Annotated in this window: 17 protein-coding genes; 16 read left to right on the top strand and 1 reads right to left on the bottom strand. The window is 58.0% G+C overall.

The features are described from left to right. Positions 1 to 13 precede the first annotated feature (13 nt). The 7 genes from AUK77_RS08355 (at position 14) to ispD (ending at position 7404) form a co-directional block, all read left to right on the top strand. Entirely contained in the window at positions 14 to 964 is a 951-nt protein-coding gene (locus tag AUK77_RS08355; protein ID WP_296128183.1) for an acetyl-CoA carboxylase carboxyltransferase subunit alpha, read from the top strand. Beyond that, positions 965 to 2278 (top strand): tRNA lysidine(34) synthetase TilS, encoded by a 1314-nt coding sequence (tilS, locus tag AUK77_RS08350; RefSeq protein ID WP_296128181.1) that lies wholly within the window; start codon positions 965 to 967, stop codon positions 2276 to 2278. A 166-nt stretch (positions 2279 to 2444) separates the two neighbouring features. After that, a complete protein-coding gene (locus AUK77_RS08345; RefSeq protein ID WP_296128178.1) occupies positions 2445 to 4076 on the top strand; it encodes a CTP synthase in 1632 nt (543 codons plus the stop codon). Between the two features lie 4 nt (positions 4077 to 4080). Then, the gene (kdsA, locus tag AUK77_RS08340) at positions 4081 to 4926 is read left to right on the top strand and encodes a 3-deoxy-8-phosphooctulonate synthase (protein ID WP_296128175.1); all 846 of its coding nucleotides are present in this window, start codon (positions 4081 to 4083) and stop codon (positions 4924 to 4926) included. A 134-nt stretch (positions 4927 to 5060) separates the two neighbouring features. After that, positions 5061 to 6350: a phosphopyruvate hydratase gene (gene eno, locus AUK77_RS08335; protein ID WP_296128172.1), complete on the top strand. Its 1290-nt coding sequence runs from the start codon at positions 5061 to 5063 to the stop codon at positions 6348 to 6350. Positions 6351 to 6415: 65 nt separating this feature from the next. Continuing rightward, positions 6416 to 6697, top strand: coding sequence for a cell division protein FtsB (gene ftsB, locus AUK77_RS08330; protein WP_296128170.1), 282 nt, complete (start codon positions 6416 to 6418; stop codon positions 6695 to 6697). After that, positions 6694 to 7404, top strand: a complete 711-nt coding sequence (gene ispD / locus AUK77_RS08325) for a 2-C-methyl-D-erythritol 4-phosphate cytidylyltransferase (RefSeq protein WP_296128167.1) — start codon at positions 6694 to 6696, stop codon at positions 7402 to 7404. Before ftsB ends, ispD begins: the two co-directional genes overlap by 4 nt. 43 nt (positions 7405 to 7447) lie before the next feature. On the opposite strand, the gene AUK77_RS08320 is transcribed toward ispD, so the two are convergent. Then, the gene (locus AUK77_RS08320; RefSeq protein WP_296128165.1) at positions 7448 to 8347 is read right to left on the bottom strand and encodes a LysR substrate-binding domain-containing protein; all 900 of its coding nucleotides are present in this window, start codon (positions 8345 to 8347) and stop codon (positions 7448 to 7450) included. A 174-nt stretch (positions 8348 to 8521) separates the two neighbouring features. Here AUK77_RS08320 and AUK77_RS08315 point away from each other — a divergent pair, with 174 nt between their 5' ends. From AUK77_RS08315 to rpoS, 9 genes are all read left to right on the top strand, one after another. After that, the gene (locus tag AUK77_RS08315) at positions 8522 to 9634 is read left to right on the top strand and encodes an S-(hydroxymethyl)glutathione dehydrogenase/class III alcohol dehydrogenase (RefSeq protein WP_296128162.1); all 1113 of its coding nucleotides are present in this window, start codon (positions 8522 to 8524) and stop codon (positions 9632 to 9634) included. A 70-nt stretch (positions 9635 to 9704) separates the two neighbouring features. Then, on the top strand, positions 9705 to 10553 hold the full coding sequence (fghA, locus tag AUK77_RS08310; protein WP_296128159.1) for an S-formylglutathione hydrolase: 849 nt from the start codon (positions 9705 to 9707) through the stop codon (positions 10551 to 10553). A gap of 98 nt (positions 10554 to 10651) precedes the next feature. Then, a complete protein-coding gene (gene ispF / locus AUK77_RS08305) occupies positions 10652 to 11125 on the top strand; it encodes a 2-C-methyl-D-erythritol 2,4-cyclodiphosphate synthase (protein WP_296128157.1) in 474 nt (157 codons plus the stop codon). Beyond that, positions 11122 to 12180, top strand: coding sequence for a tRNA pseudouridine(13) synthase TruD (gene truD, locus AUK77_RS08300; protein WP_296128154.1), 1059 nt, complete (start codon positions 11122 to 11124; stop codon positions 12178 to 12180). The genes ispF and truD overlap by 4 nt, the downstream gene beginning before the upstream one ends. After that, positions 12168 to 12917, top strand: coding sequence for a 5'/3'-nucleotidase SurE (gene surE / locus AUK77_RS08295; protein WP_296128152.1), 750 nt, complete (start codon positions 12168 to 12170; stop codon positions 12915 to 12917). The genes truD and surE overlap by 13 nt, the downstream gene beginning before the upstream one ends. A 41-nt stretch (positions 12918 to 12958) precedes the next feature. After that, entirely contained in the window at positions 12959 to 13594 is a 636-nt protein-coding gene (locus tag AUK77_RS08290) for a protein-L-isoaspartate(D-aspartate) O-methyltransferase (protein ID WP_296128303.1), read from the top strand. 23 nt (positions 13595 to 13617) lie between these two features. Further along, entirely contained in the window at positions 13618 to 14556 is a 939-nt protein-coding gene (locus AUK77_RS08285; RefSeq protein WP_296128150.1) for a DUF368 domain-containing protein, read from the top strand. Between the two features lie 67 nt (positions 14557 to 14623). Beyond that, a complete protein-coding gene (locus AUK77_RS08280) occupies positions 14624 to 15478 on the top strand; it encodes a peptidoglycan DD-metalloendopeptidase family protein (RefSeq protein ID WP_296128300.1) in 855 nt (284 codons plus the stop codon). A 104-nt stretch (positions 15479 to 15582) separates the two neighbouring features. Beyond that, positions 15583 to 16593: an RNA polymerase sigma factor RpoS gene (gene rpoS, locus AUK77_RS08275; protein WP_296128147.1), complete on the top strand. Its 1011-nt coding sequence runs from the start codon at positions 15583 to 15585 to the stop codon at positions 16591 to 16593. Positions 16594 to 16925 lie beyond the last annotated feature (332 nt).

The raw sequence follows: 16925 nt of genomic DNA, 5'->3' as shown, positions 1-16925 counted from the left end.
AAGACGGATGACTATGAACCCGAATTTTCTCGATTTCGAACAGCCGATCGCCGACCTGCAAGCCAAGATCGAAGAGCTTCGCCTGGTCGGTAACGACAACTCGTTGAACATCAGTGATGAAATTGCTCGCCTGCAGGACAAAAGCAACTCGTTGACCGAAAGCATTTTCGGCAGTTTGAGCAGCTGGCAGATCGCCCAATTGGCGCGTCATCCGCGCCGGCCCTACACCCTTGATTATCTGCAGCACATTTTTACCGAGTTCGACGAGCTGCATGGCGATCGCCACTTCTCCGATGACGCCGCTCTGGTAGGCGGTGTTGCACGTCTGGAAGGTGAGCCGGTGATGGTTATCGGGCACCAGAAGGGGCGTGACATTCGCGAAAAAGTGCGCCGCAACTTTGGCATGCCGCGTCCAGAGGGCTACCGCAAAGCCTGCCGCCTGATGGAAATGGCTGAACGCTTCAAAATGCCGATCTTGACCTTTATTGATACCCCGGGTGCTTACCCGGGTATTGATGCAGAAGAGCGCAACCAGAGTGAAGCCATTGCCTGGAACCTGCGCGTTATGGCGCGCTTGAAAACCCCAATCATCGCCACAGTAATCGGTGAGGGTGGTTCCGGCGGTGCTTTGGCTATTGGCGTGTGCGATCAGCTGAACATGCTGCAGTACTCCACCTACTCAGTCATTTCGCCGGAAGGTTGCGCCTCGATCCTGTGGAAAACGGCTGAAAAAGCCCCCGATGCTGCTGAAGCCATGGGTATCACGGCGGAGCGCCTCAAAGGCTTGGGCATTGTTGATCAGGTTATCGGTGAGCCACTGGGTGGTGCGCACAGCAACCCGACAGCCGCTGCCGAGTCGATTCGTCAAGCGTTGCTGACGCAATTGAAAACCCTCAAGGGGTTCGATACCGATGCGCTGCTCAAGCGTCGTTATGAGCGCCTGATGAGCTACGGCATCGCTTAAGTGGATCTGAGCGCCAGGCTGCTGGAATCTCTAGCTCCCTGGCGCTCAGCGCCGGCCTGGCGTGTTGCCTTGTCCGGTGGTTTGGATTCCACGGTGCTGCTGCACCTTTTGGCTGGCCTTGCGCAACGCGAGGTGTTGCCGCCACTTTCCGCCATTCATATTCATCACGGTTTGCAGGCTGTGGCCGACGCCTGGCCGGCGCATTGCCACGCGTTGTGCTCAAGCCTGGGTGTGCCGCTGCATGTCGAGTATGTGCAGGTGCAGCCTGGCGCAAGCCTGGAGCAGGCGGCGCGAGATGCGCGTTATGCGGCCTTTGCGGCTCGTTTGGGTGTGGATGAGGTGCTGCTAACGGCTCAGCACCGCGATGATCAGGCGGAAACGTTGATCTTTCGTCTGCTGCGTGGGGCGGGTGTGCAGGGCTTGGCGGCGATGCCCGTTAACCGTGTATTGGCGGCTGGGCATTTAGTGCGGCCATTGCTGGGCTGTTCGCGCGCCGACTTGGAGGCTTATGCGCAGGCGCATGGTTTGCGCTGGGTTGATGATCCATCAAATACCGATGAGCGGTTTTCGCGCAATTACCTACGTCGCCAGGTTCTACCGAGGCTCACCCAGCGTTGGCCACAGGCCCTTAACAGCATGGCGCGTAGCGCGGTACACCTGACTGAGGCGCAGCAACTGCTCGATGAGTTGGCGCAACAAGACCTCGATGCGGCAATGGCGTCTAAAGAGTTTTCCTGGTTGGGCTTACCGCAGCTGGCACTTCCGGCACTGCGCTCGCTGAGTGACTCGCGTCAGCGTAATGCCCTGCGTTATTGGTTGCGGCCATTAACAGCAATGCCTGACAGTGAGCATTGGGCCAGCTGGCAGACGCTGCGCGACGCCACTCACGATGCCGCCCCCGTGTGGCAATTGAAGGCAGGTAAGTTGCTTCGCAGCCATGACCAGTTGTGGTGGTTGGCGGGTGACTGGCTAGGCGCGCTGCAGCCGCTTGAAAAGGACATTTGCCCTGGTCAGCGCGTTGTGCTGCCCGGTAATGGTTATGTGTATATCGAGGGGGCTTTGCCTGCAGGTCACTGGCAGGTGGGCTATCGCCGGGGTGGAGAGAAAATCTTTTTAGCGGGGCGCGGCCACCGCGATCTCAAACGCCTGCTTAATGAGCGCCGTGTGCCGACGTTCGTCCGTGACCGTTTGCCGCTGCTGCGTCTGGACGGGCAGGTGATGGCCATCGCCAACCTCGCGGGACTGCAGGGCACTGGCGGCAGTGGGTGGCAATTTCACTGGCAGCCGCCGACGAATGATCAAGGTTTGAGCTGATAAGGCCTTTCCGGTAGACTACGCTCCCGTCTTACTAGCGCTTTTGTCGACTCCCCCGGGAATCGGCAAGGCGAGCCAATTGCGTAGTAATGCAATTGGCGCATCGGTATTCCTTCGCTTTCCCCGGCGGCATTGACCGCTTAAACGCAGACTTCTAGGGTTTTTCATGACGCGCTACATATTCGTCACGGGTGGTGTTGTTTCTTCATTGGGGAAAGGCATCGCCTCGGCTTCATTGGCGGCTATCCTGGAGGCGCGTGGCCTGAAGGTCACCATGCTCAAGCTGGATCCCTACATCAACGTCGATCCGGGCACCATGAGCCCGTTCCAGCACGGTGAGGTGTTCGTCACCCACGACGGCGCTGAAACCGACCTCGACCTGGGCCACTATGAGCGGTTTATCCGCACCACCATGACCCAGAACAACAACTTCACCACCGGGCGTGTCTATGAACACGTGCTGCGCCGCGAGCGCCGTGGTGATTACCTGGGCGCGACCATTCAGGTCATTCCGCACATCACCGACGAGATCAAACGTCGCATCATCAAGGGTGCAGGCGATGCTGACGTGGCAATGGTGGAAATCGGTGGCACGGTGGGCGATATCGAATCGCAACCGTTCCTCGAAGCCATCCGCCAGTTACGTGTTGAAGTGGGTGCCAAGCGCGCCATGCTCATGCACCTGACCCTGGTGCCGTACATCGCCACCGCTGGCGAAACCAAAACCAAGCCAACTCAGCATTCGGTTAAAGAGCTGCGCTCCATCGGCCTGCAGCCAGACGTGCTGATCTGCCGCTCCGATCACCCGGTTGATGTGTCGTCGCGCCGCAAGATCGCCCTGTTCACCAACGTTGAAGAACGTGCGGTGATTTCCCTCGAAGACGTCGACACCATCTACAAGATCCCGGGCGTGCTGCATGCCCAAGGTCTGGATGATTTCGTCGTCGAGCGCTTCGGCCTGGAATGCAACGGTGCCGACCTCTCCGAGTGGGACCGCGTCGTCGATGCCAAGCTGAACCCTGAGCATGAAGTCACCATCGCCATGGTCGGTAAGTACATGGAGTTGCTGGACGCGTATAAGTCGCTGATCGAAGCGATGAGTCATGCCGGTATCGAGAACCGCACCAAGGTCAATCTGCGCTATATCGATTCCGAAGACATCGAGAACAAAGGCACCGGCCTGCTCGAAGGTGTCGATGCCATTCTGGTGCCGGGTGGCTTTGGCCTGCGCGGCGTGGAAGGCAAAATCAAGACCGTGCAGTATGCCCGTGAGAACAAGATTCCTTACCTGGGTATCTGCCTGGGTATGCAGGTTGCGGTCATCGAGTTTGCCCGCAATGTGCTGGGTTGGGACGATGCCAACTCCACTGAATTCGACACCTCCAGCCAGCATCCGGTGGTCGGTCTGATCACCGAGTGGCAAGACGCGACAGGTGAAGTTGAGAAGCGCAGCAATGCGTCTGATCTGGGCGGCACCATGCGCTTGGGCGCTCAAGACTGTCAGCTGCAAGCTGGCTCACAAGTGCATGCCTGCTACGGCAAGGATGTGATTGTTGAGCGTCACCGTCATCGTTATGAGGTGAATAACAACCTGTTGCCGCAACTGACCGAAGCGGGTCTTAAAGTGACGGGTCGCTCCGGTGATGGCGCCTTGGTTGAAGTGGTCGAGGCACCGGATCATCCGTGGTTCGTGGCATGCCAGTTCCACCCAGAGTTCACCTCAACTCCGCGCGATGGCCATCCGCTGTTCAGCGGCTTTGTTGCCGCAGCACTGACGCAGAAAGCCAAGAAGGCGTAGGGATATGACGCAGAAAGTCATCAAGGTTGGCGGCATTGAAATCGCCAACGACAAGCCATTTGTGCTGTTCGGCGGGATCAACGTCATCGAGTCGCGTGACTTGGCCATGCGCGCCTGTGAAGAGTACGTGCGGGTGACCGAGAAGCTCGGTATTCCCTACGTGTTCAAGGCCAGCTTCGACAAGGCTAACCGCTCGTCTGTGACCTCTTTCCGTGGCCCCGGCCTGGATGAGGGCATGAAGGTCTTCGAGGAAATCAAAAAGACCTTCGGCGTGCCGGTGATTACCGACGTGCATGAGCCGCATCAAGCGCAGCCGGTGGCCGATGTTTGCGACATTATTCAGTTGCCAGCGTTTCTTTCGCGGCAGACCGACCTGGTAGTGGCCATGGCCAAGACCGGTGCGGTGATTAACATCAAGAAAGCGCAGTTTCTTGCTCCCCAGGAAATGAAACACATCCTGGCCAAGTGCGTAGAAGCGGGTAATGACCAGCTTATCCTTTGCGAGCGCGGTTCTAGCTTCGGCTACAACAACCTGGTGGTGGACATGCTCGGCTTCGGCATCATGAAGCAGATGAACTACCCGGTATTTTTCGATGTAACCCACGCTCTGCAAACGCCAGGCGGTCGCGCTGACTCTGCCGGTGGTCGCCGTGCTCAGGTCACTGACCTGGCCAAGGCGGGCATGAGTCAGGGGTTGGCTGGCTTGTTCCTTGAAGCACACCCAGACCCAGACAACGCCAAATGTGACGGCCCTTGCGCGCTGCGTTTGGACAAGCTGGAACCGTTCCTCACTCAGCTCAAGCAGCTGGATGATTTGATCAAGAGCTTTGCGCCGATTGAAACAGCCTGATTCAGGCTGTTTTTCCGGTGTCCGCCTACTCACAGGTTTGATACATCGCGCATCGCTTGTAAGTGCCGAATGGCCGCAACCGACGCGCATTGCGTTACGACCCCTTTAGTCAATTTTTTGGAGTGCTACCCGCAATGGCAAAGATCATCGACATCAAAGGCCGTGAGGTTCTCGATTCCCGTGGTAACCCGACCGTGGAAGCCGATGTCATCCTTGAGGGCGGCCTGATCGGTAGCGCCTGTGCGCCTTCCGGTGCTTCCACTGGCTCGCGTGAAGCGCTTGAGCTGCGTGATGGCGACAAGAGCCGTTACTTGGGTAAGGGTGTGCTGAAAGCTGTGGCCAATATCAATGGCCCGATCCGCGACCTGCTGTTGGGCAAAGATGCTACAGACCAGAAAGCTCTCGACCTGGCGATGATCGCCCTCGACGGCACTGAAAACAAAGCCACCTTGGGTGCCAACGCCATCCTTGCCGTGTCTCTGGCTGCTGCCAAAGCTGCTGCTCAGGCCAAAGGCGTGCCGTTGTACGCACACATTGCCGATTTGAATGGCACGCCGGGTGTCTACTCGATGCCAGTGCCGATGATGAACATCATCAACGGCGGTGAGCACGCCGATAACAACGTCGACATTCAGGAGTTCATGGTGCAGCCGGTGGGTGCCAAGACCTTCTCTGACGCTCTGCGTATGGGCACAGAAATCTTCCATCACCTCAAGGCAGTGCTGAAGGCTCGTGGCCTGAGTACGTCGGTGGGTGATGAAGGTGGCTTTGCACCTAACCTGGCGTCCAACGAAGATGCGCTGGCAGCTATCGCTGAAGCCGTGGCCAATGCCGGTTACACCCTGGGCACTGACGTGACACTGGCCCTGGACTGCGCCTCGAGTGAGTTCTTCAAAGACGGTCAGTACGACCTCGCGGGCGAAGGTAAGGTATTCAGTGCAGAGGGTTTTGCCGACTATCTGGCAGGCCTGACCCAGCGTTACCCGATCATCTCTATCGAAGACGGCATGGATGAGTCGGATTGGGCCGGTTGGAAGGTGCTGACCGACAAAATCGGCGAGAAGATTCAGCTGGTCGGCGATGATCTGTTCGTCACCAACACCAAGATCCTCAAGCGCGGCATCGAAGAGAAAATTGGTAACTCGATCCTGATCAAGTTCAACCAGATCGGCTCGCTGACCGAAACCTTGGAAGCCATCCAGATGGCCAAGGCTGCTGGCTTCACCGCAGTGATCTCCCACCGCAGTGGCGAAACCGAAGACAGCACCATTGCCGATCTGGCTGTTGGTACTGCCGCCGGTCAAATCAAAACGGGCTCGCTGTGCCGCTCGGATCGCGTGTCCAAGTACAACCAGTTGCTGCGTATTGAAGAGCAGTTGGCGGGTAAGGCACCGTATAACGGTCGCGCTGAGTTCCGCGGTTGATCTTAGGCGTGGTAAAAGAGGGGCGGCGCGAGTCGCCCTTTTTTCGTCCGGAATCTCTCCCTGCTATGCGTAATACCTCTTACTGGGTGTTTTTTGTGCTGATTGCTCTGCTGGCAGGCCTGCAGTATCGCCTGTGGCTGGGCGATGGCAGCTTGGCGCAGGTGACTCAGCTCAAGCAGCAGATTGCTGATCAGCAAGGCGAAAACCAGCAGTTGAAAGAGCGCAACCGGATTCTCGAAGCCGAAGTGCTGGAGCTGAAAAGCGGTATGGAAACCGTCGAAGAGCGTGCGCGGCATGAACTGGGCATGCTTAAAGAGGGCGAGACCCTCTATCAGTTAGCTGAATGAATACCGCTGAATTACCGTCTTTCTGGGCGTTGATTCCGGCTGCCGGCATTGGCAGTCGTATGCGCGCCGACCGGCCCAAGCAGTACCTGCCGCTGGCCGGCAAAAGCATTATCGAACATACCCTGGCGCGCTTTCTTGAGCACCCGCAATTGCGTGCTGTGGTGGTTAGCTTGGCGGCGGACGATCCGTATTGGCCAAGCCTGAGCTGTGCCCGTGATCCACGTATCCAGCGTGCCGACGGCGGTGCTGAGCGCGCTGATTCCGTGCTCAGTGGCCTGCTGCGCTTGAGTGAGTTGGGCGCGCAGGCGCAGGACTGGGTGCTGGTGCACGATGCTGCTCGACCTAATCTGGCGCGCAGCGACCTAGACCTGTTGCTGGGCGAGTTGGCGCATGACCCCGTGGGTGGCCTGCTCGCCGTGCCTGCGCGCGATACGCTCAAGCGCGCGGGTGCCGATGGCCGGGTGCAGAGCACCGTGGATCGCTCGACTATCTGGCAGGCGTTCACCCCGCAGATGTTCCGGCTCGGTGAGCTGCAACGCGCCTTGGCGGATGCGCTGCTGGCTGGTGTCGCGATTACTGACGAAGCCTCGGCCATGGAGTGGGCAGGGCAATCGCCACGGCTGATCGAGGGCCGTTCAGATAACCTGAAAGTTACCCGCCCGGAAGATTTACTCAGCCTCAATCGGTTGTGGCAAGGCCGTTCTTAGGCGACGCACTTCAGCGCGCTCGCGAGCCAAACGCTGAGAGACCCTAGCCCGCGTCCTGGCGATATTCGCTGCGCTGCGCCAAACCTTGTTTGAGGAAGTCCACCAACTGCCGCACTTTGGGTGATAAGTGCCGTTGTTGCGGGTACAGCGCCCAAACGGCGGTATCCGGCGGTTGCTGGTTATCCAGCAGCGACACCAGCGCGCCGCTCTGCAGGTGTTCTAGCACGTAATAGTCCGGCAGTTGGCACAGGCCCAGGCCGCGCAGGGCCGCTTCAAGCACCGCCTGCCCGCTGTTGCAGCGCCAGTTGCCTTGTACGCGCAGGCTGGCATCGCGCCCGCTGACTTGAAAGTTCCAGGTATCCGAACTGCCGATCAGGCAATTGTGTCGGCTCAACTCCGAGAGCGAATGGGGGCGACCGTAGCGTTGCAGGTAGGCGGGCGCGGCGCACAAGTACATTTGCCTGGGGGCCAGGCGCGTGGCGACTAGGCGTGAGTCCTGCAGGCGGCCGAGGCGGACGGCCAAGTCTAGTCCCTCTTGCAGCAGGTCGAGGGTGCGGTTGCTCAGTTCAATGTCCACCCGCAGTTGTGGGTGTTGCAGCATAAAGTCGGTTACCAGTGGCGCGATAAAACGCTCGCCGTAGGCCACTGCGCAGGTCATGCGCAGCAAGCCCTTAGGTTCACTGCCCAGATCGCCCATCGCGCGCAGCGCTTCTTCACGACCATCTTGCAGGCGCTGGCAGTGTTGCAGGAACGTCTGCCCGGCTTCGGTGAGCGCTACGCGTCGGGTGCTGCGATAAAACAAGCGGGTTTGCAGGCGTTCTTCCAGGCGGGCGATCTGTCGGCTGATTTGTGAGGACGATACGCCCAAGCGCTGGGCGGCGGCGCTGAATTGGCCGCATTCAGCCACCGCGACAAATTCATCCAATCCTTCCCAGCCATTCATTGAGTCGTCCTCTTTCTAATCGCGCTGTCAGTCAGCAGGTCAGCGCTGCATTCTAATGGCCCTGCGTCTGTGATTATCCCTGCATGGCAATAATGTTTTGTATTTTGCTCGATTATCTATTGTTGAGCGCTGATCTAGACTCTGCGCCACTGTTGAGTCCGCTGGAGAGCGATCATGATCAAGTCCCGTGCTGCCGTAGCCTTTGCCCCCAATCAGCCGCTGCAAATCGTTGAAGTCGATGTCGCGCCGCCCAAGGCCGGTGAAGTGCTGGTGCGGATCGTTGCCACTGGCGTCTGCCACACCGATGCTTACACCCTTTCCGGTGAAGATTCTGAAGGGGTCTTTCCGGCCATTCTTGGCCATGAAGGCGGCGGGATCGTCGAAGCGATCGGTGAGGGCGTGACGTCGGTGCAGGTCGGTGATCATGTGATTCCGCTGTACACCGCCGAATGCCGCACTTGCAAATTCTGCACGTCCGGTAAAACCAACCTGTGCAGTTCGGTACGCGCGACCCAAGGCAAAGGTTTGATGCCAGATGGCACCAGCCGCTTTAGCTACAACGGCGAGCCGATCTATCACTACATGGGTTGCTCGACTTTCTCTGAATACACCGTGCTGCCAGAAGTTTCCCTGGCGGTGATCCCCAAGGAAGCGCCACTGGAGAAGGTGTGCTTGCTTGGCTGTGGCGTGACCACCGGTATCGGTGCTGTGCTCAACACCGCCAAAGTGGAAGAGGGCGCGACCGTGGCTATTTTCGGCCTTGGCGGCATCGGCCTGGCGGCGATTATTGGCGCGAAGATGGCCAAGGCCAGCCGCATCATTGCCATCGACATCAATCCGGCCAAGTTCGACGTGGCCCGTGAACTGGGTGCGACCGACTTTATCAACCCCAAGGATTTCGCCAAGCCGATTCAGGAGGTCGTCGTCGAGATGACCGATGGCGGCGTGGACTACTCCTTTGAGTGCGTCGGCAATGTGCAGTTGATGCGTGCGGCGCTTGAGTGCGCCCACAAGGGCTGGGGTGAGTCGGTGATTATCGGCGTGGCGGGTGCCGGTCAGGAAATCAGCACCCGTCCGTTCCAGCTGGTGACCGGGCGTGTGTGGCGTGGTTCGGCTTTCGGCGGTGTTAAAGGCCGTACCGAGTTGCCGGGTTATGTGGCCAAGGCGCAGAGCGGTGAAATCCCGCTGGACACCTTTATTACCCACAACATGCCGCTCGAAGACATTAACAAGGCCTTTGACCTGATGCATGAAGGCAAGAGCATTCGCACCGTGATTCATTTCTGATAGCTGCAGCGACCTGCTGCGCGCGCCAGGTGAGCGATTACCTGGTCGTACGGGGTGGCACGGAGGGGCGATGAGCCTGGAAATTGTTTCAAGCAATAAAAGTGCTGGCGGCTGGCACAAACGTTATCGCCATCACTCAGCGGTGCTCGGTTGCGACATGGTGTTCGCCGTGTATTTGCCGCCGCAGGCGGAGCAGGGCGAAGAGTTGCCGGTGCTGTATTGGCTAAGCGGTCTGACCTGCACCGATGAAAACTTTATGCAGAAGGCGGGCGCGCACAAGCTAGCTGCTGAGTTGGGGCTGATTATCGTCGCGCCAGACACCAGCCCGCGCGGCGCTGATGTGCCGGATGACCCAGACAAAGCCTGGGATTTTGGTTTGGGCGCAGGTTTTTACCTCAACGCCGCTCAGCAACCCTGGGCGCGGCATTACCGCATGTACGACTACGTGGTGCAGGAATTGCCCGCATTGATCGAGGCCAACTTCCCGGTCTCCGACCGGCGCGGCATCAGCGGCCACTCCATGGGTGGGCACGGTGCGCTGATCTGCGCGTTGCGCAATCCGGGACGCTATCACTCGCTGTCGGCATTTGCCCCAATCAGCAACCCGAGCAACTGCCCTTGGGGCGAGAAGGCCTTTTCGCGCTACCTGGGTGATGAGCGCTCGCGCTGGCGTGAATGGGATGCCTGCGCCTTGCTTGCTGAGGCGACGGAGAAACTGCCGATTCTGGTTGATCAGGGTGATCGAGATGATTTTCTCGAAAGCCAACTCAAGCCCGATGCGCTCAAAGCCGCCGCCCAGGCCGCAGGTCACCCGCTGACCCTGCGCCTTCAGCCGGGTTACGACCATAGCTACTACTTTATCGCCAGTTTTATTGACGACCACTTACGCCATCACGCGGCAGCATTGCGCCAATCGTAGGCTGGCTGAATCCGGTAAATTCGTCGCCCGGATTTCGTCCGAGCTACCCTGCAATACGGTTAGAATCACGCCCTGACTTTTTCAGGGCGTTGTTCTTTATGCGTATTGGCCACGGCTACGATGTGCACCGTTTCGGTGAGGGCGATTTCATCACCTTGGGCGGCATGCAGATTCCCCATAAGTTCGGCCTACTGGCCCATTCCGATGGAGACGTGCTGCTGCACGCCCTGAGCGATGCCTTGCTTGGTGCCGCGGCGTTGGGTGATATCGGCAAGCATTTTCCCGACACCGACCCACGGTTCAAAGGTGCTGACAGCCGCGTTTTACTGCGCCATGTTGTGGGGCTGATTCACGCCAAGGGCTGGCAGGTCGGCAATGTCGACGCCACCATCGTCGCCCAGGCACCGAAGATGGCGCCGCATATCGAGACCATGCGTGCACGGATTGCCGAAGACCTGCAGGTAAGCCTGGACCAAGTCAACGTCAAAGCCACCACCACCGAGAAACTCGGCTTTACCGGACGTGAAGAAGGCATTGCCGTGCATTCCGTCGCGTTGTTGGTCGCCCGATGAACGAACTCGAATTACTAGGCCCGCGGGTCCATGGCGCGCCCTGCGGTACTGCGGTACTCAAGGCCGTGGCGGAAGACTTTCAGGTCGATGAAGTGTTGGATATTCCCTTGGCCGGTGAGGGCGAGCACCTCTGGCTGTGGGTGGAAAAGCGCGAGCTGAACACTGAAGAAGCCGCCAAGCGCATCGCCCGTGCTGCCGGTGTGCCAATCCGCTTGATCAGCTATGCCGGCCTTAAGGATCGTCAGGCCCTGACCCGGCAGTGGTTCAGCCTGCACCTGCCGGGCAAGATCGATCCTGATTTGAGCGCTGCCGAAGATGCCAGCCTGAGCATCCTTAAACAGGTGCGGCATACCCGTAAGCTGCAGCGCGGCGCGCATGCGGCCAACGGCTTTACCCTGCGCCTGACTCAGCTGGCTGCGGATCGCGAGGCGCTGGATCAACGCCTGACGCAAATCGCAGCTCAGGGCATTCCCAACTATTACGGTTTGCAGCGCTTTGGCCATGAAGGCGGCAACGTCGCTCATGCCCGGCATTTTGCCGCGAACAAAAGTCTGCCGGAGAAACGCAATGTGCGTTCGCGGGTGCTTTCGGCGGCGCGCAGCTATCTATTCAACCAAGTGTTGGCCGCGCGCGTGGCCGCCGGTACTTGGAATCAGGCGCTGCTCGGTGATCTGTTGGCCTTTACCGACAGCCGCAGCTTCTTCCCTGCCGGCGAGGCCGAGTGCAACGATCCGCGTCTGGCCATTCTTGACCTGCACCCAACCGGGCCACTCTGGGGCGCTGGGCAGTCCAGTGCTGAAGGTGTAGCGCAAACGCTGGAACAGGAATTGGCCGCGCGCGAAGGCGTCTTGGTCGACTGGTTGGCAGAAGCGGGCATGACGCACGAACGGCGTATCCTGCGCCTCCCCATTGCCGGCTTGTCGTGGCATTATCCCGAGCCTGACATTCTGCAACTGGAATTCGTCCTGCCGGCTGGATGCTTTGCCACCGTCTTGGTGCGTGAGCTCGTCGATCTGTTGCCTGCAGGGCAGACGGACAACCCATGCGTATTCTGATTTCCAATGATGACGGCGTTGCTGCGCCAGGTCTCGCTGCGCTGCATGCGGCGCTCGCTGACTATGCCCTGTGCACGGTGATTGCTCCCGATCAGGACAAAAGCGGCGCGAGCAGTTCGCTCACCCTCGACCGTCCGCTGCATCCCAGCACGCTGCCCAATGGCTATATCAGCCTGAACGGCACGCCGACTGATTGCGTGCATTTGGGTCTTAATGGCCTGTTGCCGCATGAAACGGATTTGGTGGTGTCGGGTATCAACCTGGGTGCCAATCTGGGCGATGACGTGCTGTATTCCGGCACGGTTGCGGCGGCTCTGGAGGGGCGCTTTCTGGCGCGTCCGGCGTTTGCTTTTTCGCTACTGTCACGCCTGCCGGATAACCTGCCGACCGCCGCGTATTTCGCCCGCAAGTTGGTTGAAGCGCACGAGCAACTCGACCTGCCGCCGCGCACCGTGCTCAATGTGAACATCCCCAACCTGCCGCTGGAGCATATCCGTGGCATTCAGCTCACGCGCTTGGGCCATCGCGCCCGCGCCGCTGCGCCAGTCAAGGTGGTCAACCCGCGCGGCAAGGAAGGCTATTGGATTTCCGTAGCCGGTGATGCTGAAGATGGTGGTCCGGGCACCGATTTCCATGCGGTGATGCAAGGCTATGTGTCAGTCACCCCGTTGCAACTCGACCGCACCTTTGCCGATGGTTTCAACAGTTTGCAGCCCTGGCTGGAGGGTCTGCTGTGATCCGCCGAGAACAAGACGAATTGCAGCATCGCGGCATCGGCATGACCTCACAGCGCACCCGTGAACGCCTGATTCAGCGCCTCTATGAAGAGGGGTTGTCCAACGCGCATGTGCTGGAAACCATCCGTCGCACGCCGCGTCATTTGTTCGTGGATGAGGCCTTGGCCCATCGCGCTTACGAAGACACCGCGTTGCCGATTGGCAATAACCAGACCATCTCGCAGCCTTACATGGTCGCGCGGATGAGCGAGTTGCTGCTGGCTGCAGGCCCGTTGGATAAGGTGCTGGAAATCGGCACCGGCTCGGGTTACCAGACCGCCATCTTGGCGCAGTTGGTCGAGCGGGTATTCAGTGTCGAGCGTATCCAGAGCCTGCAGGAAAAAGCCAAGGAACGTCTGACAGAGCTGAGTCTGCGTAACGTGGTGTTCCGCTGGGGTGATGGCTGGGAAGGTTGGAATGCGCTAGGTCCTTATAACGGCATCATTGTTACTGCGGCCGCCGCCAATGTGCCGCAGGCATTGTTGGATCAATTGGCGATGGGCGGTCGGCTGGTGATTCCGGTCGGTGCGGGCGATGTTCAGGAGTTGCTCCTGATCATCCGTGAAGAAGACGGTTATTCGCGACATGTGCTGGATGCGGTACGTTTCGTGCCTTTGCTTAACGGCCCCCTGGCCTGATCAGACTGTTTACGGATGAACCCATGAAAAAGAGTCTTCTTCTGTTCGCCAAGGGCGTCGCCATGGGCGCTGCCGATGTGGTGCCCGGAGTTTCGGGCGGTACGGTGGCGTTTATCACCGGCATTTATGACGAATTGCTGCGTTCCATCGCCAGTGTGCCAGCTGCCTTGGCTTTGTTCTTGCGCGGTCGCATTGTTGAGGCGTGGAAGGCCGCTAATGCGACGTTTTTACTGATTCTGCTGCTGGGGATTATGACCAGCATCATGAGTCTTGCTCGTGTGATCACCTACCTGCTGGTCGAACACCCTATTCCTGTTTGGTCATTTTTCTTTGGCCTGATTCTGGTTTCCACTCATTTAGTCGTTCGCGAAGTGCAGCGCTGGAATGCCTCACGGGTGTTCAGTTTGCTATTGGGTGTGGCATTCGCTTACTGGATCACTGTGGCCTCTCCACTGCAATGGGGGCACGATCCGCTCAGTTTGTTCTTTGCCGGGGCTATTGCCATCTGCGCGATGATTTTGCCGGGCATTTCCGGCAGTTTTATTCTGGTGTTGATGGGGCTTTACGGTTTTGTTCTTAATGCCGTCAAAGGTCTGGATCTAGCGGTTTTACTGATTTTCGCCAGCGGATGTTTGGTTGGCCTTGTTAGTTTCGCCGGCATTTTGCGTTGGTTGCTGGTTCGCTGGCGCGATCTGACATTGACCTTTCTTACTGGGCTGATGATTGGGTCGTTGAATAAAATCTGGCCGTGGAAGCAAACCCTCACCTGGCGCACCGACAGTCAAGGCGAACAGGTGCCCGCTCTGCAGTCGAATCTGTGGCCCGAGCAGTTCGCTCAAATCAGTGGTCAGGATCCGCAGCTTTTGTGGGCAATAGGTCTTGCGGTTGCCGGGATTCTTCTGGTGTTGGGGCTGGAGTGGTTGGCGGCACGTCACCCGCAAAGCGCTGGTGAAAACCCATAATTGCGGCACAATGCACGCCAGCCAACTGGCAGATAGACATTGTTTTTTCTACCCGAGGAAGATGCAGGTGAGTTTCACAGCCATTCAATTGCCGATTCGCGCCAGCGGTGCTCGCAGCCTGTTGAGTGGTCTTGTCTTTAGTGCGGTTCTGAGTGGGTGCGCCAGCCCGCCACCGGGAGGCGTCAATGTCGTCGACCGTAATCAATCTGGCTCTGTGAGTCAGGCGCAGCGTCAGCCTGTCACCAATGGTCAGTACCAAGTGCAACGTGGCGATACACTTTATTCAATCGCCTTTCGCTTTGGTTGGGACTGGAAAGCGCTGGCTGCACGCAACGGCATTGCCCCACCTTATTTGATTCGGGTGGGACAGGTTATTCGTTTCGACGGTCAGCCAGCATACCGCCCGCCTGTTATTGCAACTGCGCCTGTTGTTGTGTCGCCAACCAGCCGCCCAAGTACGCCGCAGCAGACACGCCCAATACAAACCCAGCCGCCTGCGCCCATCAAAACGTCGCCTGGGGTGACCTCGTTACCGCCAACCCAGCGTTCTGCCTCAGGGTGGATATGGCCTTCCAATGGTGCGGTTATCGGACGTTTTTCCTCAAACGGCAGTTTGAATAAAGGCATTGATATAGCCGGTGAATTGGGCCAGCCTGTTTTGGCTGCGTCTGATGGTTCAGTGGTCTACGCCGGGAGTGGGTTACGGGGCTACGGTGAGTTAGTGATCATCAAACACAGCGATACCTACGTAAGTGCCTACGGTCATAACCGCAGGCTGTTGGTGCAGGAGGGGCAGAAGGTCAAGGCTGGGCAGAATATTGCCGAAATGGGTTCCACAGGAACCGACCGGGTGAAACTTCATTTTGAAGTGCGCCGCCAAGGTAAACCTGTAGACCCGCTGCAATACTTGCCGCGTCGCTGACTTCTAACTCGTCTGTCCCTACCGCGTGGGCGGGACAGGCTCGGGTGTGATCAGGGATTTGGTTGCGCATGAGCTTGCTGTCGAACTCAGCAAGGAAAATAAAAATGGCTCTCAATAAAAAAGAAGCGCCGGAGTTTGATGTCGATGATGAAGTGCTGCTCATGGAGTCAGCCATTGTTCTTGACGATGATTCAGACGAAGAAGCGCAACCGCCACTAGCCCGCAGCAAGGCCAAGGCTTCCACAGCTGGCAGCAAACAGCATAAATACATTGATTACACCCGTGCGCTTGATGCAACGCAGTTGTATCTCAATGAAATCGGCTTTTCCCCCCTCCTGACCCCTCAAGAAGAAGTCCACTTTGCCCGTTTGGCGCAAAAGGGCGATCCCGCGGGTCGTAAACGCATGATTGAAAGCAACCTGCGCCTGGTGGTGAAAATTGCCCGTCGCTATGTCAATCGTGGCTTGTCCCTGCTGGACCTGATTGAAGAAGGCAACCTCGGCCTTATCCGTGCCGTTGAAAAGTTTGACCCCGAGCGTGGGTTCCGTTTTTCAACCTACGCTACCTGGTGGATCCGCCAGACCATTGAACGGGCGATCATGAATCAGACCCGTACCATTCGTTTACCCATTCATGTGGTCAAAGAGCTGAACGTTTACCTGCGTGCAGCCCGTGAATTGACCCAGAAGCTCGACCACGAGCCGTCCGCCGAAGAAATTGCCAACCTGCTAGAAAAGCCAGTTGCAGAAGTTAAGCGCATGCTCGGCCTCAATGAGCGCGTTTCCTCTGTTGATGTATCGCTTGGTCAGGACTCGGACAAAACCCTGCTCGATACCTTGACCGATGATCGTCCTACCGATCCCTGCGAATTGCTGCAGGATGATGATTTGTCGCAGAGCATTGATCAGTGGTTGTCTGATCTGACTGAAAAGCAGCGTGAGGTGGTTATCCGCCGCTTCGGCCTGCGCGGTCATGAAAGCTGCACCCTCGAAGAAGTCGGTCAGGAGATTGGCTTGACCCGTGAGCGCGTTCGGCAGATTCAGGTCGAGGCGCTTAAGCGGCTACGTGAGATCTTCGAAAAGAACGGCCTTTCGAGTGACTCTCTTTTCCAGTGAGTGGTCTTTGGCACACCCTAAACCCGGCTTCGGCCGGGTTTTTGTTGTGTCGCTTTTCTGCACCCCAAACCAGTTGCATCCTTTTGGCGAATATCCATGTAAGCCATTGCTTACAGCATGCGTAAGCTAAGCCGCTGTTGGGTGGCGAGATAAGCACTTGTTAAGTTGCTAACTTATTGTTTTATATAGATAATATTTTGAGTTAGTAGCTTCGGGTTGCGTTGTGTTCGGGTTTTCCAGCGCTTGTGAGAAAGGCTGAGATCGCTAGTATTACACCTGTGCTCACGGACAAGCACAGGTTGCTAGGATGGCAATCAGGACATCGAAGGATG

The organism is Pseudomonas sp. Ga0074129 (genome assembly GCA_001465025.1).
Classification (GTDB): Bacteria; Pseudomonadota; Gammaproteobacteria; order Pseudomonadales; family Pseudomonadaceae; genus Aquipseudomonas.
Note: the sequence above shows the minus strand (reverse complement) of the source record. Positions and strands in the feature narration are given on the sequence as shown.

Coding starts and splice junctions, on each gene's coding strand:
- AUK77_RS08345 (WP_296128178.1), top strand. CDS start 2,445: ATGACGCGCTACATATTCGTCACGGGTGGTGTTGTTTCTTCATTGGGG.
- AUK77_RS08290 (WP_296128303.1), top strand. CDS start 12,959: ATGACCTCACAGCGCACCCGTGAACGCCTGATTCAGCGCCTCTATGAA.
- truD (WP_296128154.1), top strand. CDS start 11,122: ATGAACGAACTCGAATTACTAGGCCCGCGGGTCCATGGCGCGCCCTGC.
- kdsA (WP_296128175.1), top strand. CDS start 4,081: ATGACGCAGAAAGTCATCAAGGTTGGCGGCATTGAAATCGCCAACGAC.
- ispF (WP_296128157.1), top strand. CDS start 10,652: ATGCGTATTGGCCACGGCTACGATGTGCACCGTTTCGGTGAGGGCGAT.
- AUK77_RS08320 (WP_296128165.1), bottom strand. CDS start 8,347: ATGAATGGCTGGGAAGGATTGGATGAATTTGTCGCGGTGGCTGAATGC.
- fghA (WP_296128159.1), top strand. CDS start 9,705: ATGAGCCTGGAAATTGTTTCAAGCAATAAAAGTGCTGGCGGCTGGCAC.
- rpoS (WP_296128147.1), top strand. CDS start 15,583: ATGGCTCTCAATAAAAAAGAAGCGCCGGAGTTTGATGTCGATGATGAA.
- AUK77_RS08355 (WP_296128183.1), top strand. CDS start 14: ATGAACCCGAATTTTCTCGATTTCGAACAGCCGATCGCCGACCTGCAA.
- AUK77_RS08315 (WP_296128162.1), top strand. CDS start 8,522: ATGATCAAGTCCCGTGCTGCCGTAGCCTTTGCCCCCAATCAGCCGCTG.
- surE (WP_296128152.1), top strand. CDS start 12,168: ATGCGTATTCTGATTTCCAATGATGACGGCGTTGCTGCGCCAGGTCTC.
- ispD (WP_296128167.1), top strand. CDS start 6,694: ATGAATACCGCTGAATTACCGTCTTTCTGGGCGTTGATTCCGGCTGCC.
- AUK77_RS08285 (WP_296128150.1), top strand. CDS start 13,618: ATGAAAAAGAGTCTTCTTCTGTTCGCCAAGGGCGTCGCCATGGGCGCT.
- ftsB (WP_296128170.1), top strand. CDS start 6,416: ATGCGTAATACCTCTTACTGGGTGTTTTTTGTGCTGATTGCTCTGCTG.
- eno (WP_296128172.1), top strand. CDS start 5,061: ATGGCAAAGATCATCGACATCAAAGGCCGTGAGGTTCTCGATTCCCGT.